Source organism: Salmonella sp. SAL00672 (genome assembly GCF_046552175.1).
Taxonomy (GTDB): Bacteria; Pseudomonadota; Gammaproteobacteria; order Enterobacterales; family Enterobacteriaceae; genus Salmonella; species Salmonella enterica.
On the sequence record NZ_JBGDUQ010000002.1, the window covers coordinates 187,483 to 204,159 of the forward strand.

14 protein-coding genes and 1 pseudogene are annotated in these 16,677 nt (G+C 54.3%); 7 read left to right on the forward strand and 8 right to left on the reverse strand.

The genetic code is table 11. From position 1 onward, the window contains the following. Positions 1–76 precede the first annotated feature (76 nt). Positions 77–583, forward strand: coding sequence for a G/U mismatch-specific DNA glycosylase (gene mug / locus ACLJTG_RS06685; protein ID WP_000237776.1), 507 nt, complete (start codon positions 77–79; stop codon positions 581–583). A 123-nt stretch (positions 584–706) separates the two neighbouring features. On the opposite strand, the gene rpoD is transcribed toward mug, so the two are convergent. From rpoD to rpsU, 3 genes are all read right to left on the reverse strand, one after another. Then, the gene (gene rpoD / locus ACLJTG_RS06690; protein ID WP_001120159.1) at positions 707–2,689 is read right to left on the reverse strand and encodes an RNA polymerase sigma factor RpoD; all 1,983 of its coding nucleotides are present in this window, start codon (positions 2,687–2,689) and stop codon (positions 707–709) included. A gap of 14 nt (positions 2,690–2,703) precedes the next feature. Further along, the gene (gene dnaG / locus ACLJTG_RS06695) at positions 2,704–4,449 is read right to left on the reverse strand and encodes a DNA primase (RefSeq protein WP_000918865.1); all 1,746 of its coding nucleotides are present in this window, start codon (positions 4,447–4,449) and stop codon (positions 2,704–2,706) included. Positions 4,450–4,684: 235 nt separating this feature from the next. Beyond that, the gene (rpsU, locus tag ACLJTG_RS06700; RefSeq protein ID WP_001144069.1) at positions 4,685–4,900 is read right to left on the reverse strand and encodes a 30S ribosomal protein S21; all 216 of its coding nucleotides are present in this window, start codon (positions 4,898–4,900) and stop codon (positions 4,685–4,687) included. A 227-nt stretch (positions 4,901–5,127) separates the two neighbouring features. Here rpsU and tsaD point away from each other — a divergent pair, with 227 nt between their 5' ends. Beyond that, a complete protein-coding gene (tsaD, locus tag ACLJTG_RS06705; protein WP_001264391.1) occupies positions 5,128–6,141 on the forward strand; it encodes a tRNA (adenosine(37)-N6)-threonylcarbamoyltransferase complex transferase subunit TsaD in 1,014 nt (337 codons plus the stop codon). A 122-nt stretch (positions 6,142–6,263) separates the two neighbouring features. On the opposite strand, the pseudogene ACLJTG_RS06710 reads toward tsaD, so the two are convergent. Both ACLJTG_RS06710 and plsY read right to left on the reverse strand, forming a co-directional pair. After that, a pseudogene (locus tag ACLJTG_RS06710) lies at positions 6,264–6,407 on the reverse strand (fumarate hydratase); the annotation flags it as partial. Continuing rightward, on the reverse strand, positions 6,391–7,002 hold the full coding sequence (gene plsY, locus ACLJTG_RS06715) for a glycerol-3-phosphate 1-O-acyltransferase PlsY (protein WP_410958909.1): 612 nt from the start codon (positions 7,000–7,002) through the stop codon (positions 6,391–6,393). The gene plsY and the pseudogene ACLJTG_RS06710, both read right to left, overlap by 17 nt. Before the next feature lie 106 nt (positions 7,003–7,108). Here plsY and folB point away from each other — a divergent pair, with 106 nt between their 5' ends. Both folB and bacA read left to right on the forward strand, forming a co-directional pair. After that, positions 7,109–7,468, forward strand: a complete 360-nt coding sequence (gene folB / locus ACLJTG_RS06720) for a bifunctional dihydroneopterin aldolase/7,8-dihydroneopterin epimerase (RefSeq protein WP_000355776.1) — start codon at positions 7,109–7,111, stop codon at positions 7,466–7,468. A gap of 97 nt (positions 7,469–7,565) precedes the next feature. Further along, on the forward strand, positions 7,566–8,387 hold the full coding sequence (gene bacA, locus ACLJTG_RS06725) for an undecaprenyl-diphosphate phosphatase (RefSeq protein WP_001281933.1): 822 nt from the start codon (positions 7,566–7,568) through the stop codon (positions 8,385–8,387). A gap of 104 nt (positions 8,388–8,491) precedes the next feature. Here bacA and ACLJTG_RS06730 read toward each other — a convergent pair whose 3' ends face one another. Next, entirely contained in the window at positions 8,492–9,733 is a 1,242-nt protein-coding gene (locus ACLJTG_RS06730; protein WP_021000793.1) for a multifunctional CCA addition/repair protein, read from the reverse strand. Between the two features lie 62 nt (positions 9,734–9,795). Continuing rightward, the gene (locus tag ACLJTG_RS06735) at positions 9,796–10,410 is read right to left on the reverse strand and encodes a TIGR04211 family SH3 domain-containing protein (protein ID WP_001125344.1); all 615 of its coding nucleotides are present in this window, start codon (positions 10,408–10,410) and stop codon (positions 9,796–9,798) included. Positions 10,411–10,651: 241 nt separating this feature from the next. Between ACLJTG_RS06735 and ACLJTG_RS06740 the strand changes: the two genes are divergently transcribed. From ACLJTG_RS06740 to hldE, 3 genes are all read left to right on the forward strand, one after another. After that, a complete protein-coding gene (locus ACLJTG_RS06740; protein ID WP_021000792.1) occupies positions 10,652–11,953 on the forward strand; it encodes an inorganic triphosphatase in 1,302 nt (433 codons plus the stop codon). 117 nt (positions 11,954–12,070) lie between these two features. Then, positions 12,071–14,914 carry a bifunctional [glutamate--ammonia ligase]-adenylyl-L-tyrosine phosphorylase/[glutamate--ammonia-ligase] adenylyltransferase gene (gene glnE / locus ACLJTG_RS06745; protein WP_021000791.1) on the forward strand — a complete coding sequence of 948 codons (2,844 nt, stop codon included), beginning with the start codon at positions 12,071–12,073 and terminating at the stop codon, positions 14,912–14,914. A gap of 47 nt (positions 14,915–14,961) precedes the next feature. Continuing rightward, a complete protein-coding gene (hldE, locus tag ACLJTG_RS06750; RefSeq protein ID WP_000867682.1) occupies positions 14,962–16,395 on the forward strand; it encodes a bifunctional D-glycero-beta-D-manno-heptose-7-phosphate kinase/D-glycero-beta-D-manno-heptose 1-phosphate adenylyltransferase HldE in 1,434 nt (477 codons plus the stop codon). Positions 16,396–16,554: 159 nt separating this feature from the next. Here hldE and ACLJTG_RS06755 read toward each other — a convergent pair whose 3' ends face one another. Further along, complete coding sequence (locus tag ACLJTG_RS06755; protein WP_111754053.1) at positions 16,555–16,614, reverse strand: type I toxin-antitoxin system Ibs family toxin; 60 nt, start codon at positions 16,612–16,614, stop codon at positions 16,555–16,557. Positions 16,615–16,677: the final 63 nt, after the last annotated feature.

Here is a 16,677-nt window from a genome sequence, read left to right on the forward strand (position 1 = left end):
TGCGGGTGCTGTTTTTATAAACAATGTGTTTTCAACCCGTTATACTTAAAGAACGTTGTATTGCTCAGGAGTAATAATGGTTAAGGACATACTGGCGCCAGGGCTACGGGTGGTTTTTTGCGGCATCAATCCGGGACTCTCCTCGGCGAATACCGGCTTTCCGTTTGCGCATCCCGCGAATCGTTTTTGGAAAGTTATTCATTTGGCCGGTTTCACCGATCGACAGTTGAAACCGGAAGAGGCGGAAAAATTACTGGATTTTCGCTGCGGGGTAACGAAACTCGTCGATCGACCGACGGTACAAGCGACTGAGGTGAAGTTGCATGAATTACGTAGCGGCGGACGAAACCTGATTGAAAAGATAGAGGACTACCAGCCCGCGGCGCTGGCGGTGCTTGGTAAACAGGCTTTTGAACAGGGATTCAGCCAGCGCGGTATCGCCTGGGGTAAACAAAAGATCGCCATTGGCGCGACGATGGTGTGGGTGTTGCCGAATCCCAGTGGCTTAAACCGAATTAAAACGGAAAAACTGGTCGAGGCCTATCGCGAACTGGATCAAGCGCTCATTATGCGTGGGCTATAGCAATGGGGAATGAGGGCGCGAATACTCGCGCTGTGTAGAAATTCTGTAGGCCAAATAGGGTGCTTGCGCATGGCCTGATAAAAAAACGCCGCCTTGCGGCGGCGTTTATACGTGTGCGGCGAATTAATCGTCGAGGAAGCTGCGCAGCACTTCAGAACGGCTCGGGTGGCGCAGTTTACGCAGCGCCTTCGCTTCGATCTGACGGATACGTTCGCGGGTAACGTCGAACTGTTTACCCACTTCTTCCAGTGTGTGGTCGGTGTTCATATCGATACCGAAACGCATACGCAGCACTTTCGCTTCACGAGCGGTCAGGCCAGCCAAAACATCGTGAGTGGCGGCGCGCAGGCTCTCGGTAGTGGCAGAGTCCAGCGGCAGCTCGAGGGTGGTATCCTCGATGAAATCACCCAGATGCGAATCTTCATCGTCGCCGATCGGCGTTTCCATGGAGATAGGCTCTTTAGCGATTTTCAGCACCTTGCGGATCTTATCTTCTGGCATCAGCATGCGCTCGGCCAGCTCTTCCGGCGTTGGCTCGCGGCCCATCTCTTGCAGCATCTGGCGAGAAATACGGTTGAGCTTGTTGATGGTCTCAATCATATGCACCGGAATACGGATGGTGCGCGCCTGATCCGCGATAGAGCGGGTGATCGCCTGACGAATCCACCAGGTAGCGTAGGTGGAGAACTTGTAACCACGACGGTATTCGAACTTATCTACCGCTTTCATCAGGCCGATGTTGCCTTCCTGAATCAGGTCAAGGAACTGCAAGCCACGGTTGGTGTATTTCTTAGCGATAGAAATAACCAGACGTAAGTTCGCTTCAACCATCTCTTTCTTCGCACGGCGGGCTTTCGCTTCCCCGATAGACATGCGACGGTTGATGTCTTTCACCTGTTCGATGGTCAGACCGGTCTCTTCTTCAATCTGCCGCAGTTTTTGCAGGCAGCGTTGCACTTCTTCCGCGACATCGTGCAGTTTTTCCGACCACGGTTTGTTCATCGCGATAGCGGCGTTGAACCAGGTTTCGCTGGTTTCGTTACCGGTAAACAGCGTGATAAAGTTCTTCTTCGGCATTTTGCACTGCTCGACGCAGAGCTTCATGATCAGACGTTCCTGAGTACGCACGCGATCCATCATCACGCGCATACTGTTGACCAGATAGTCGAATTGCTTCGGTACCAGACGGAACTGTTTGAACACTTCAGACAGCTTCAGAATCTCTTCCTGCGCGGCAGCATGGCTGCGGCCTTTCGCTTTGATGGTGTCGCGCGTAACGACGTATTGCGCGCGCAGCTCAGCGAATTTTTCGCGTGCCAGTTCAGGGTCAATGCTGTTGTCGTCATCGGCGGCGTCATCGTCGCCGTCTTCTTCATCTTCGTCTTCGTCATCATCCAGGTCTTCCTGGGAGAGTTCAGAACCGACGTGAGTTGCGGTCGGCGCCATCTCTTCTTCCGCGTTCGGATCGACAAAGCCGGTGATAAGATCGGACAAACGAGCCTCTTCAGCCTCAACGCGATCGTACTGTTCCAGCAGATAGGTAATGGCTTCCGGGTATTCGGCAACGGAGCATTGAACCTGGTTGATCCCGTCTTCGATACGTTTAGCGATGTCGATTTCGCCTTCCCGGGTCAACAGTTCAACAGTGCCCATTTCACGCATATACATGCGTACCGGGTCAGTCGTACGACCGATTTCAGACTCAACACTGGACAGAACTTGTGCAGCAGCTTCTTCCGCATCTTCATCGGTGCTGGTGGTATTTTCAGCCAGCAGCAGATCATCGGCATCAGGCGCTTCTTCCATTACCTGAATACCCATGTCGTTGATCATTTGGATGATATCTTCAATTTGATCTGAATCGACGATATCTTCCGGCAGATGGTCATTGACCTCAGCATAGGTCAGATAGCCTTGCTCCTTACCACGGGTGACAAGAAGTTTCAGCTGTGACTGCGGGTTTTGCTCCATAAGACGGTATCCACACTTATTCGTTTGATTGGTGTCGACGGTATAGCTGTCGACATTTAAAGCGAGGGCATACTTATATTTTGGCCGCTGCCTCTCACTGCGGCTGTCGGGGGCTTCCCGATCGATATGCGGCATTTAAGCCGTTAAATTCATTTTCTGGCCAGCTCCTGGTTTAACGTCCAGAGCTCTCGGCGTTCTTCGCTGCTTAAACCGTGAGTGCGATCGCGAGCGATCAGCTCTTCTTGTCGCAGTTGCAGCAGCGAATCAAACATATGGTTGAGTGAGTCGGTAAAGGTCTTTTCGGCAATCGCCTTATCTGCTATATCGTCCCACATCGATAATTTTTCAAGGGTCGCAGCATCATTTGTGCCACGGTAGAGTTCCAGAAGTTGTCCGGTAGTAAGACCTGGCTGAGCCAAACAAGTTTTGACCAATTCTTTAAATAAGCCAAGTCCAGGCAGCTTATTCTGATCCAGCGCGTCTAAGGGCGGCACTAACGGCGCGAGATCCGGATTTTGCACCAGTAATCCTATCAGTATACGCATGGTCGTGCGTTTTAGCTGCGGAGCCGGGCGGGAAACGCCGCTTTCCGCCTGTTTTGGCACTAAACGATCAAGCTGACTATCATCGAAAATGCCTAACTTCAGCCCCAACGTCTGGCGCAACTGAATACGGTGCGCGTCGCCAGGCACCTGATTAATGAGCGGCAGCGCCAGCGCGGCTAACTGCGTGCTGCCATCCGGCGAGCTTAAATCCACCTGCGGCAGGAGGCTATTAAACAGAAACGTAGAGAGCGGCTGCGCCTGCTCCATCCGCGCTTCAAAAGCCGCCTTGCCTTCTTTACGCACCAGCGTATCCGGGTCTTCGCCGTCAGGTAAAAACATAAAGCGTACCTGCCGACCGTCGGTCATATAAGGCATTGCTGTTTCCAGCGCTCTCCAGGCGGCATCACGGCCAGCCCGGTCGCCGTCGTAACAGCAAATTACGTTGTTCGTCGCCCGGAATAACATATGCATATGGTCTGCCGTGGTTGAGGTACCCAGCGAAGCGACCGCATAGTTAATGTCGTATTGCGCTAGTGCGACGACATCCATATAACCTTCGACCACAAGCAAGCGTTGCGGTTCAGCACTATATTGCTGAGCCTCATAAAGACCATATAGCTGGCGGCCTTTATGGAAAATGTCCGTTTCCGGAGAGTTAAGGTATTTCGGCGTGTCGTTCCCCAGAACTCGGCCGCCAAAACCAATCACCCTGCCGCGTTTGTCCCGAATAGGGAACATGACCCGATTACGGAAACGATCGTAAGTGCTGCCCTGCTCGTTATTGACCAGCATCCCGGCATCCAGCAACAATGCCTTGTTATCGCTGTTATTACCGAAGCGCTTTAACGCGTTATCCCAACCTGGCGGCGCGAAGCCAATGGCGAAACGCTGAATAATTTCAGCGCTCAGACCGCGCTTTTGCAGATAGTCACGCGCAGGTTTTGCCGCAGGATGGGTAAGCGACTGCTGATAAAAGTCATTCAGACCATTCATCAACTGATAGAGGTTTTGCCGTTGATGGCGCTCTATCTGGCTAAGCCCGGTGCCTGCTTCATAGGGAATTTCCAGGTTATGCATGGCCGCTAATTCTTCGACGGTTTCGACAAATTCGAGCTTGTCGTAATTCATCAAAAAGTCGATCGCATTGCCATGCGCGCCGCATCCAAAGCAGTGATAAAACTGTTTTTCACCGTTTACGGTGAAAGAAGGGGTTTTCTCATTATGGAATGGACAACACGCGTGATAGTTCTTGCCCTGTTTCTTGAGTTTTACGCGCACGTCGATCAGATCGACGATATCGGTTCTCGCCAGCAGGTCATTAATGAATACGCGTGGGATTCGTCCAGCCATATGCCCCTTTTATACACGTCATTCTTCAGGCTGCCGTAGTGTTGGCTACGTTTGCTCACCCCTGTCGCTGACTTGCGTAAGCGCCGGGGACTTGCTCTCTTGCCGCCTGGACGCAGCATGAATGATTTTGTGTATATGCTAATGCATAAACGAAAACAAGCCGCGCATTCCTTTCGGAAGCACGGCCTTACAACTACAACTCGATCTGAATTGAGAGCAGCCCGCTCTCAAAAGATTAGTACAGACGAGTACGGCGTGCGTTTTCGCGAGCCAGTTTCTTCGCGTGACGTTTCACTGCAGAAGCTTTAGCGCGCTTACGTTCGGTCGTCGGTTTTTCATAGAACTCACGACGACGAACTTCCGCCAGAACACCTGCTTTTTCGCAGGAACGCTTGAAGCGACGCAGAGCTACGTCGAACGGCTCGTTTTCACGTACTTTAATTACCGGCATGTGCCTCTCACCTTTGATTAATTCGGTTTGCCGCTGGCATCAACGCCAGCTTATTTCAAAATGGTGCGGAATTTTACTGCAATTGCTGCTGCTTTGTAAAGCACCGCGGCCTTTTTTGAAAGGGACTTTTATAAGGGGAGGGAGTATACACGAAGTCGGGACTGAGGGTATACATCCACCCGCATTCGACCTACACTGCGCGGTATTAGAGCGAGGTAAAACAAGTCATGCGTGTACTGGGTATTGAAACATCCTGCGATGAAACCGGCATCGCTATTTACGACGACAAAAAGGGTCTGTTAGCCAACCAATTGTATAGTCAGGTGAAATTACATGCTGACTACGGCGGCGTAGTGCCTGAACTGGCTTCCCGCGATCATGTGCGTAAAACCGTGCCGCTGATTCAGGCGGCATTAAAAGAAGCCGGTCTGACGGCGAGCGATATCGACGCGGTGGCCTATACCGCAGGCCCGGGCCTGGTCGGCGCGCTGCTGGTCGGCGCAACCGTCGGGCGTTCACTGGCATTTGCCTGGAATGTGCCGGCCATTCCTGTACACCATATGGAAGGTCATCTGCTGGCGCCAATGCTGGAAGATAATCCCCCGGAATTCCCGTTTGTGGCGCTACTGGTCTCCGGCGGACATACGCAGCTCATTAGCGTGACCGGAATCGGTCAGTACGAACTGCTGGGAGAGTCGATTGACGATGCCGCCGGTGAAGCGTTTGATAAAACCGCCAAATTGTTGGGGCTGGATTATCCTGGCGGCCCGATGCTGTCGAAAATGGCGTCGCAGGGGACGGCGGGGCGTTTTGTCTTTCCGCGCCCGATGACCGATCGTCCGGGGCTGGATTTTAGTTTTTCCGGTCTGAAAACCTTTGCCGCTAACACCATTCGTAGTAATGGCGACGACGAACAAACTCGCGCTGATATTGCGCGCGCTTTTGAAGATGCGGTCGTGGATACGCTGATGATCAAGTGCAAGCGCGCGCTGGAAAGCACCGGTTTTAAGCGTCTGGTCATGGCGGGCGGCGTCAGCGCTAACCGCACGCTGCGCGCGAAGCTTGCCGAAATGATGCAAAAACGCCGCGGCGAAGTGTTCTATGCGCGCCCGGAGTTTTGTACTGACAACGGGGCGATGATCGCCTATGCCGGAATGGTGCGGTTTAAGGCGGGCGTTACGGCGGATCTTGGCGTAACGGTACGTCCGCGCTGGCCGCTGGCCGAGCTGCCAGCGGCGTAAAAGCGGAAAAAGGGGGCGACATCATGCCGCCCCAACGGGTTTACAGCAAAACGACGGGCATCCACAACAGCCCGGTGACGATCAGCAGCACCAGGAAGAGCAGGCCGAAAATCGCGCCTAACCACGCCAATGGTGGAAGGGTGACGCGCGGCGGATTCGATATGTACGCCCATCACCGAGCTATTGCCGGTCAACCCTTGTGAGCCGATCCCCAGACGGTTGAGGCCCTCTTCCAGACGCAGCTCCAGCTCAATCTTTCTGGCGTTTCTTTTTCAGCTTCGTCCAGATTTTCGTCTCCTGTCGACGCCACAGACGCTGGATGTTGTCATGATGGCGCAGCAAAATGAGACATGACAGCATCGATACCGGGAAGGTGAACTGCGGTTTAAACCACCAGACGTAAAACGGCGCAATCAAGGCGCTGACAATCGCCCCTAACGATGAATAACCGCTTAACAGGACCGTCAGCAGCCAGGTGCCAGCCATGACGCCGGTTAAATCCCAGCCGATGGGCGCAATGGCGCCAAATGCGGTTGCTACGCTTTTCCCACCTTTAAAGCCAAAAAAGACCGGCCAGATATGCCCCAGACAGGCGGCGATAGCGATAAGCCCCAGCCAGAAAGGGGTAACGCCTAACGCATACGCGCCCCAGACGGGCAACATGCCTTTAAGGATGTCAAAAATAAGTACCGCGACAGCCGCTCCCTTGCCACCGATTCGTAATACGTTCGTCGCGCCCGGGTTGCCGGAGCCGCTTTCTCGCGGATCGGGCAGCCCGGCGATGCGGCAAACCAGAATGGCACTGGAAATTGAGCCGCAGAGGTACGCGAAGAGGATCATTCCAGGCGCGATTGCACTCATAAGCTGTTCCGTATTGAAAGTGTCGTTTTATTTACTATTTCTGTGGATAATACGCACATTTCGCCGGAAGTGGTATCCGGGTTAGCCAAAAAGCAGGCAGGTCGTGATGGATATTGTATTTATAGAGCAACTTTCGGTAATCACCACTATCGGTGTTTACGACTGGGAACAGACTATCGAGCAAAAACTGGTGTTCGATATCGAAATGGCATGGGATAACCGCAAGTCGGCGAAAAGCGATGATGTCGCAGATTGTCTAAGTTATGCGGATATCGCCGACACGGTGATAAATCATGTCGAAGGCGGTCGTTTTGCTCTGGTCGAACGCGTGGCGGAAGAGGTGGCGGATCTGCTGCTTAGCCGATTCAATTCTCCGTGGGTTCGCATCAAACTGAGCAAGCCTGGCGCCGTCGCGCGCGCGGCGAACGTAGGGGTAATTATTGAGCGTGGCAATAATCTGAAATAAAAATAAATAATTTTATATTTTTTAAACCAAACGGTTATATATGGGGTCTTAACGCGAGATCCATTTTTGCAGTGTTTTTCATTTTAGGGGTTTATTGATGAGCGATATGCACTCGCTGCTGATAGCGGCAATTTTGGGTGTGGTCGAAGGATTGACGGAGTTTTTGCCGGTATCCAGCACGGGCCATATGATTATTGTGGGTCATCTGCTGGGGTTTGAAGGCGATACGGCCAAGACATTCGAAGTGGTGATTCAACTTGGATCTATTCTGGCGGTCGTGGTGATGTTCTGGCGGCGGTTGTTTGGTCTCATCGGTATTCACTTTGGCCGCCCGCTACAGCGTGAAGGTGAAAGTAAAGGTCGATTAACGTTGATTCACATCCTGCTGGGCATGATTCCGGCGGTGGTGCTGGGGTTAGTCTTTCATGACACGATCAAGTCGCTATTTAACCCGATTAACGTGATGTACGCGCTGGTGGTAGGCGGTCTGTTGCTGATTGCCGCCGAGTGCCTGAAGCCGAAAGAACCGCGCGCGCCGGGGCTGGATGATATGACGTATCGTCAGGCGTTTATGATTGGCTGTTTCCAGTGTCTGGCGCTGTGGCCGGGCTTCTCGCGTTCCGGAGCGACCATTTCCGGTGGGATGCTGATGGGCGTCAGCCGTTACGCCGCCTCTGAGTTCTCGTTCTTACTGGCTGTGCCGATGATGATGGGCGCAACGGTTCTGGATCTCTACAAAAGTTGGTCATTCCTGACCGCAGCGGATATTCCGATGTTCGCGGTGGGCTTTGTGACGGCGTTTGTGGTGGCGCTGATCGCCATCAAGACTTTCCTGCAACTGATTAAGCGTATCTCGTTTATTCCGTTTGCGATTTACCGCTTTGTGGTGGCGGCTGCCGTTTACGTCGTCTTCTTCTGATGATTGACCGTGCCGGATGGCGGCGTACCGCCTTGTCCGGCCTAACTGTTTTGCCGGTCCGATAAGCGCAGCGCCATCAGGCAATTTATCGTGCCGGATGGCGTTTAGTTGGCGGGGTTCGGGCAGCGCTTCTCTTTCCAGCTGGCGACCGCTGCAATTCGTCGCTTCGTCAGCTCCTCGCGAATCTCAATGCCCTTAAATCCGGCCTCCACCACCTCTTTCGTCGGTACCGCTTGGGCCACCTGCCAGGCTTCGCGCAGCCAGCGCCCCTGCGGGTAATCCGATGCTTCAAAGCCGGTACGTCCACGGACATCGGCTTCGCTGGTCAGCGCAATCTGCTCGACGCGCTGCGGTTTACGCCATGCATCAATGGCGTCAAACAGCTTAACGATCGTTTTCGGCTGGAGTATCGGAAAGGTGTGGATCAGATCGTGGTATTCGGCGACCAGTTTAGCTAAATCACGCAGGTCATTGGGGACGCGCAAACGCTGGCATAACTGTTCGACCAGTTTCACGCCCGCCGGGCCGTGACCATGATGGCGCGGCCAGAGGTTTTTCGGCGTTAAGCCTTTGCCCAGATCATGACAAAGCGTGGCGAAACGGACATCAAGCTGCGGACTGAGCATGGCGGCCATCGACAGCGTCATCAGCGTATGAACTCCGGTATCAATTTCCGGATGCCACTTTGCCGGCGCGGGTACGCCAAACAGCGCGTCGATTTCCGGAAACAGGACGCGCAGGGCGCCGCAGTCGCGCAATACCTGGAAGTAAACCTGCGGATTGCGGGTGGTAAGCGCATTTTCCGTCTCTTTCCATACCCGTTCCGGCGTCAGATGTTCCAGCTCGCCTGCCGCGGTCATTTCGCGCATTAGCGCCAGTGTTTCATCGGCGATACGGAAACTAAGATGAGCGTAACGGGCGGCAAAACGCGCCACGCGCAATACGCGCAAGGGATCTTCGCCAAACGCGGGAGAGACATGTCGCAGTAGACGCGCCTCCAGATCCCGGCGCCCGTGGTAAGGGTCGATAATCTGGCCGTCATCGTCGCGCGCCAGAGCATTAATGGTCAGATCGCGACGCTGGAGATCGGCTTCCAGGGTAACGTCCGGCGCGGCATAACAGGTGAAGCCCGTGTAGCCGGAACCGGATTTACGCTCAGTACGCGCCAGCGCGTATTCTTCGTGAGTTTGCGGATGGAGAAACACAGGAAAATCACGGCCTACCTGCTGGTAGCCCGCATCAAGCATCTCCTGCGGCGTGGCGCCGACAACGACCCAATCTTTATCTTTAACCGGTAGCCCTAACAACGCATCCCGAACCGCACCACCGACCAGATAAATCTTCACGCCACTTTCCTTTTAAAAACGATCATCCTCTAATGATAAGACAGTGCCGCAGAGAAGGCGATTTAGTTCATCCAGCGGTCTTTGCGTTTACGGCTTGGGATCATATGCGGCAGCACCAGCCCTAACAGCAAGCCAATACCCAATACGCCGCCGCCATACATAAACCACTGCATAATAATGGTGCGCTGTTTGTCATCCAGTTGCAGATTCGCGGCGCTAACTTTTTTCTGCGCGACAATCAGCTCGTTTTTCAGCTTCTGGTTCTCTTCTTTTAGTCCGTTGATGACGCTGTCGCTTTGCGCCACTTTCTGCTGCATATCGGCGGTGCGCTGATTCCACGTGGTATCAATATTGTTGAGTTTATCGGTCAACGTTTTGACCTGATTTTCCAAATCCGGCACGCGGGTACGCAGGCTTGGCGTGGTATTCAGTTCTTTTAACGGTATCCAGGCAGTACGACCAGAACTGTCTTTGATTTGACCATAGTTGGCATCGCTCTGTAAGAGCGTGACTTCCTCGCCGGCGTTGACGGTACCCACAAGGCGATAATTATCTCCCGGACCGCTGCGGACCCAGGTATTCAGTTCATCAGAAACGTAACGCGTCTCTTCAGCATGAGAGACGGCGGTGGCGCTAAGCGCAAGTAAAGTTAGTCCAATCAGGCGTAATTTTGGCATCAGGCTGTCGTTATTGTCAGAGAAAGTGGAACGATAGTAACGGCATCAGTGTCGCTACGCAAAGTAGTCGACATCAATCGGAATCATCTGTGTCGCCTTTGCCGCTACGTCAAACTTTTACGCCCGTCAAATTGCTCGTTGCATGGCAATTTGGCGCAAAATACTATCTACTGACAAAAATAATGCGGGTAAGTTCGCCAAGAATCTTCCCAGATGTGACATAACCCATAAGTACAAGGCCATGGCTCAGGAAATCGAATTAAAGTTTATCGTCAATCACGACGCCGTAGATGCGCTGCGAAATCATCTTCATACGCTCGGCGGCGAGCATCATGCGCCCAGCCAGTTGCTGAATATCTACTTCGAAACGCCTGATAACTGGCTACGCCGCCATGATATGGGGCTGCGTATTCGTGGTGAAAATGGGCGCTATGAAATGACCATGAAAATTGCCGGCCGGGTAACGGGCGGGCTGCACCAGCGACCCGAATACAATGTCGCGTTAAGCGAACCCGTGCTGGATCTGACGCAACTTCCGGCGGAGGTCTGGCCGGATGGCAAACTGCCCGCTGGCCTGGCATCAAGCGTACAGCCGCTGTTCAGTACCGATTTTTACCGGGAAAAATGGTGTCTGGACGTTGACGGCAGCAGGATTGAAATTGCGCTCGATCTCGGCGACGTAAAAGCGGGCGAGTTTGCCGAACCGATTTGTGAGCTGGAGCTTGAGTTGCTTCGCGGCGATACGCGCGCCGTGTTAAAACTGGCGAAGCAACTGCTGTCGCAAACCGGTTTGCGTCAGGGCAGTCTGAGTAAGGCGGCGCGAGGTTATCACCTGGCGCAGGGGAATGCGCCGCGAGAGAATACACCAACGGCAATTCTGCGGACTGCCGCGAAAGCCACGGTAGAGCAAGGGCTGGAGGCCTCGCTGGATCTGGCGTTGTCACAGTGGCAGTACCATGAAGAGCTCTGGCTGCGCGGCGACGAGTCGGCGAAAGAACACGTGCTGGATGCTATGGGATTAGTGCGCCATGCCTTAATGCTTTTTGGTGGCATTGTTCCGCGTAAAGCGAGCGCTCACTTACGTGATCTACTTACCCAGGCGGAAGCGACGATGACATCCGCGGTGTCCGCCGTCACAGCCGTTTATAGTACGCAAACGGCGATGGCGAAACTGGCATTGACGGAATGGCTGGTGACGAAAGCCTGGCAGCCATTTCTGGACGCGAAGGCGCAGGCCAAAATGGCCGATTCTTTTAAGCGTTTCGCCGACATTCATCTTTCTCGTCATGCTGCTGAATTAAAAAAAGTTTTTGGACAACCGCTGGGTGATAAGTATCGCGACCAGTTGCCGCGTTTGACTCGCGATATCGACAGCGTTTTACTGCTGGCCGGGTATTATGATGCGATGGTCGCGCAGGCATGGCTGGAAAACTGGCAGGGATTGCGTCACGCCATTCTTACCGGACAACGTATTGAAATTGAACATTTCCGTAATGAGGCCATTAACCAGCAGCCGTTCTGGTTGCACAGCGGAAAACGATAATCAGAACCGTAGAAAGCGCCTGATGACGCTGCGCTTATCAGGCTTACGGTATGCGGACTTGTAGGCCGGATCAGGCGAAACGCCGCCATCCGGCATTATTTAAAGGATATCCCCTAAATGACGCCGCTCTCTTCACCCTTATCGCAGTACTGGCAGACCGTTGTTGAGCGCCTACCAGAAGGATTTACTGAGACATCGCTTAACGTGCAGGCGAAGTCAGTACTTACATTTAGCGATTTTGCGCTGGATAGCGTGATAGCGCATCCGGAGTGGCTTGCCGAACTGGAATCCGCATCGCCGCAGGCTGATGAATGGCGACATTATGCTGGCTGGTTACAGGAGGCGTTGGCAGGTGTCTGTGACGACGCCTCGCTGATGCGTGAACTGAGGTTTTTTCGTCGTCGCATCATGGTACGCATCGCCTGGGCGCAGACGCTGTCGCTGGTGGACGATGAGACTATTTTACAACAGTTGAGCCATCTGGCGGAGACGCTCATTGTGGGGGCGCGCGACTGGCTGTATGCCGCCTGTTGCCGCGAATGGGGAACCCCCTGTAACCCGCAGGGCGTTCCGCAGCCGCTGTTGATTTTAGGCATGGGCAAGCTGGGCGGCGGCGAACTGAATTTTTCGTCTGATATCGATCTGATTTTCGCCTGGCCGGAACATGGCGAGACCCGGGGCGGGCGTCGTGAACTCGATAACGCCCAGTTTTTTACGCGTCTCGGGCAGCGGCTGATCAAAGCGCTGGATCAGCCCACAATGGATGGTTTTGTCTATCGGGTGGACATGCGCCTGCGACCGTTTGGCGACAGCGGCCCGCTGGTACTGAGTTTTGCCGCGCTGGAGGATTACTATCAGGAGCAAGGACGCGACTGGGAACGCTACGCCATGGTGAAAGCGCGGCTAATGGGCGATAACGACGACGCCTGGTCTCGTGAATTACGCGCCATGCTGCGGCCTTTCGTTTTCCGCCGCTATATCGATTTCAGCGTCATCCAGTCGCTACGTAATATGAAAGGGATGATCGCCCGCGAAGTGCGACGCCGCGGTTTGAAAGACAACATTAAACTTGGCGCGGGCGGTATTCGTGAAATTGAGTTTATCGTGCAGGTATTCCAGCTCATCCGCGGCGGACGCGAGCCGTCGCTACAGTCGCGTTCGTTACTGCCAACGCTGGATGCTATCGCTGCGCTGCATTTGCTGCCTGAGAATGACGTGGCGCAACTGCGCATGGCCTATCTTTTTCTACGTCGTCTGGAGAATCTACTGCAAAGCATCAATGACGAACAGACGCAAACGTTGCCTGCCGACGATCTGAATCGGGCGCGGCTGGCCTGGGGAATGAAGGCGGAGAACTGGCCGCAGCTTGTTGGCGAACTGACGGATCATATGGCTAATGTACGCCGCGTATTCAACGAATTAATTGGCGATGATGAAGCCGATACCCCGCAGGAGGAAGAACGTTCAGAGCCGTGGCGTGAAGTATGGCAGGATGCGCTACAGGAGGATGATTCGACGCCAGTGCTGGCGCATTTAGCCGATGAGGATCGGCGACAGGTTCTGACCCTCATCGCTGACTTCCGTAAGGAACTGGATAAACGCCCTATCGGCCCGCGCGGGCGGCAAGTGCTGGACCAACTGATGCCGCACCTGCTTGCTGACGTCTGTTCCCGCGAAGACGCCGCTGTTACGCTATCGCGGATAACGCCGTTGCTGGCGGGGATTGTCACTCGCACCACCTATCTGGAGCTGTTGAGCGAATTTCCCGGCGCGCTGAAACACCTGATTATGCTCTGCGCCGCTTCGCCAATGATAGCGAGCCAACTGGCGCGTTATCCGTTGTTGCTTGATGAACTGCTCGACCCCAGCACGCTTTATCAGCCGACGGCTACCGGCGCTTACCGCGACGAATTACGCCAGTATTTGCTGCGGGTGCCGGAAGAGGACGAAGAACAACAACTGGAGGCATTACGCCAGTTTAAACAGGCACAGCTTTTGCGGATTGCGGCGGCGGATATTGCCGGTACGCTGCCGGTGATGAAAGTGAGCGATCACCTCACATGGCTGGCGGAGGCGATGATTGATGCTGTGGTGCAGCAGGCGTGGACGCAAATGGTTGCGCGTTATGGTCAGCCAGCGCATCTGGACGAACGCCAGGGGCGGGGGTTTGCGGTCGTCGGTTATGGCAAGTTGGGCGGATGGGAGCTGGGCTACAGTTCCGATCTGGATCTCATCTTCCTGCATGACTGTCCGATGGACGTCATGACCAACGGCGAACGCGAAATCGACGGGCGGCAGTTTTATCTGCGCCTGGCGCAGCGCATTATGCATCTGTTCAGTACGCGCACCTCCTCCGGCATTTTGTATGAGGTGGATGCGCGTCTACGCCCCTCTGGTGCGGCGGGAATGCTGGTGACTTCAGCGGACGCGTTTGCCGATTATCAGCAGCATGAAGCCTGGACCTGGGAACATCAGGCATTGGTACGCGCTCGCGTGGTATATGGCGACCCGCAGCTTACCTCACAGTTTGATACGGTGCGCCGCACTATCATGACGACGGCGCGCGACGGCAAGACATTGCAGACTGAAGTGCGTGAAATGCGCGAGAAAATGCGGGCGCATCTCGGCAATAAGCATCGTGATCGTTTTGATATTAAAGCTGATGAAGGCGGTATTACGGATATTGAGTTTATCGCGCAATATCTGGTACTGCGCTACGCTCATGAAAAACCTAAATTAACGCGCTGGTCTGATAACGTGCGCATCCTGGAGCTTCTGGCGCAAAACGGCATTATGGATGAACACGAGGCGCAGGCGCTGACGGTAGCCTACACCACACTGCGTGATGAACTGCACCACCTGGCGTTGCAGGAGCTTCCCGGTCATGTGGCGCAGACGTGTTTTAGCAAAGAGCGCGCGCTGGTGCAGGCAAGCTGGCGGAAGTGGCTGGTAGCCGTTTGAATTATGCTATTATCGCGCGCAAATTTTGAATCTCTCAGGAGACAGGAATGAAAGTAAATCTGCCAGCGTTTGAACGTGCAGGCGTCATGGTTGTGGGTGATGTAATGCTGGATCGCTATTGGTATGGCCCCACTTGCCGTATTTCACCGGAAGCGCCGGTGCCCGTGGTTAAGGTAAATACCGTTGAGGAACGTCCGGGCGGCGCGGCGAACGTGGCGATGAACATTGCGTCTCTGGGAGCGAACGCCCGTCTGGTCGGCCTGACGGGTATTGATGACGCCGCGCGCGCGCTGAGCAAAACGTTGGCGGAGGTCAATGTGAAGTGCGACTTCGTTTCTGTGCCGACGCATCCGACGATTACCAAACTGCGCGTGCTATCACGTAATCAGCAGCTCATTCGTCTTGATTTTGAAGAAGGCTTTGAGGGCGTGGACCCGCAGCCGTTGCATGAGCGTATCAACCAGGCGCTGGGATCGATCGGCGCGCTGGTATTGTCCGATTATGCCAAAGGCGCTCTGACCAGCGTGCAGACTATGATTTCCCTGGCGCGCCAGGCGGGCGTGCCGGTGCTCATCGATCCGAAAGGAACGGATTTTGAACGTTACCGCGGCGCCACGCTGCTGACGCCAAACCTTTCTGAATTCGAGGCGGTTGCGGGGAAATGTAAAAGCGAAGACGAACTGGTTGAACGTGGTATGAAGCTCATTGCCGATTACGACCTTTCCGCGCTGTTGGTCACGCGTTCCGAACAGGGAATGACGCTGCTGCAACCGAATAAAGCGCCGCTACATATGCCGACGCAGGCGCAGGAAGTTTATGATGTTACCGGTGCGGGCGATACGGTGATCGGCGTGCTGGCGGCGACGCTGGCGGCGGGAAATACCCTGGAAGAGGCGTGTTATTTCGCCAATGCGGCGGCGGGCGTAGTGGTAGGTAAACTCGGGACGTCAACGGTTTCCCCTATTGAGCTGGAAAACGCAGTGCGCGGACGCGCGGATACCGGCTTCGGCGTCATGACCGAAGAGGAGTTGAGACAGGCCGTCGCCAGCGCGCGTAAGCGTGGCGAGAAAGTGGTTATGACCAACGGCGTTTTCGATATTCTGCACGCGGGCCACGTCTCTTATCTGGCGAACGCGCGCAAACTGGGCGACCGCCTGATTGTTGCGGTCAATAGTGACGCCTCGACTAAACGTCTGAAAGGCGAAAGCCGTCCGGTTAATCCGCTCGAACAGCGTATGATCGTGCTGGGCGCGCTGGAGTCGGTCGACTGGGTTGTCTCTTTTGAAGAGGATACGCCGCAACGACTGATTGCCGGTATTCTGCCGGATCTGCTGGTAAAAGGCGGCGACTATAAGCCGGAAGAGATCGCGGGCAGCGAAGAGGTCTGGGCCAACGGCGGTGAAGTCATGGTGCTGAACTTCGAAGATGGTTGTTCCACGACCAATATCATCAAAAAGATCCAGACCGAGAGCGAGAAGTAAAACCGCGTCATCAGGCGTTACAGACGCGGCGGGCGCTGATTTTGAAGGCGCGTCGGACATTTTGTTTCGACGCGTATCTCGCGGTTGACGCTGCTTTTTTTTCGACCTAAAGTAAAGGAATAAGGGTGAGAGGGGATCTCTCCCCCCTCTGATTGTCTGTTAGTAAGCTGCGAAACTTATCAGTAACAGAACAATCAGTATGATGACCTGTTGCATCATAACCCTTTCCTTATTAAAGCCCCTTCCTCGGGAGGGGCTTTCCCGTTTCAGCCCCTTGCTGAC

Excerpts from the sequence above, each read along its gene's own strand:
- mug (WP_000237776.1), top strand. The coding sequence starts at position 77 with ATGGTTAAGGACATACTGGCGCCAGGGCTACGGGTGGTTTTTTGCGGC.
- rpoD (WP_001120159.1), bottom strand. The coding sequence starts at position 2,689 with ATGCCGCATATCGATCGGGAAGCCCCCGACAGCCGCAGTGAGAGGCAG.
- dnaG (WP_000918865.1), bottom strand. The coding sequence starts at position 4,449 with ATGGCTGGACGAATCCCACGCGTATTCATTAATGACCTGCTGGCGAGA.
- rpsU (WP_001144069.1), bottom strand. The coding sequence starts at position 4,900 with ATGCCGGTAATTAAAGTACGTGAAAACGAGCCGTTCGACGTAGCTCTG.
- tsaD (WP_001264391.1), top strand. The coding sequence starts at position 5,128 with ATGCGTGTACTGGGTATTGAAACATCCTGCGATGAAACCGGCATCGCT.
- plsY (WP_410958909.1), bottom strand. The coding sequence starts at position 7,002 with ATGAGTGCAATCGCGCCTGGAATGATCCTCTTCGCGTACCTCTGCGGC.
- folB (WP_000355776.1), top strand. The coding sequence starts at position 7,109 with ATGGATATTGTATTTATAGAGCAACTTTCGGTAATCACCACTATCGGT.
- bacA (WP_001281933.1), top strand. The coding sequence starts at position 7,566 with ATGAGCGATATGCACTCGCTGCTGATAGCGGCAATTTTGGGTGTGGTC.
- ACLJTG_RS06735 (WP_001125344.1), bottom strand. The coding sequence starts at position 10,410 with ATGCCAAAATTACGCCTGATTGGACTAACTTTACTTGCGCTTAGCGCC.
- ACLJTG_RS06740 (WP_021000792.1), top strand. The coding sequence starts at position 10,652 with ATGGCTCAGGAAATCGAATTAAAGTTTATCGTCAATCACGACGCCGTA.
- glnE (WP_021000791.1), top strand. The coding sequence starts at position 12,071 with ATGACGCCGCTCTCTTCACCCTTATCGCAGTACTGGCAGACCGTTGTT.
- hldE (WP_000867682.1), top strand. The coding sequence starts at position 14,962 with ATGAAAGTAAATCTGCCAGCGTTTGAACGTGCAGGCGTCATGGTTGTG.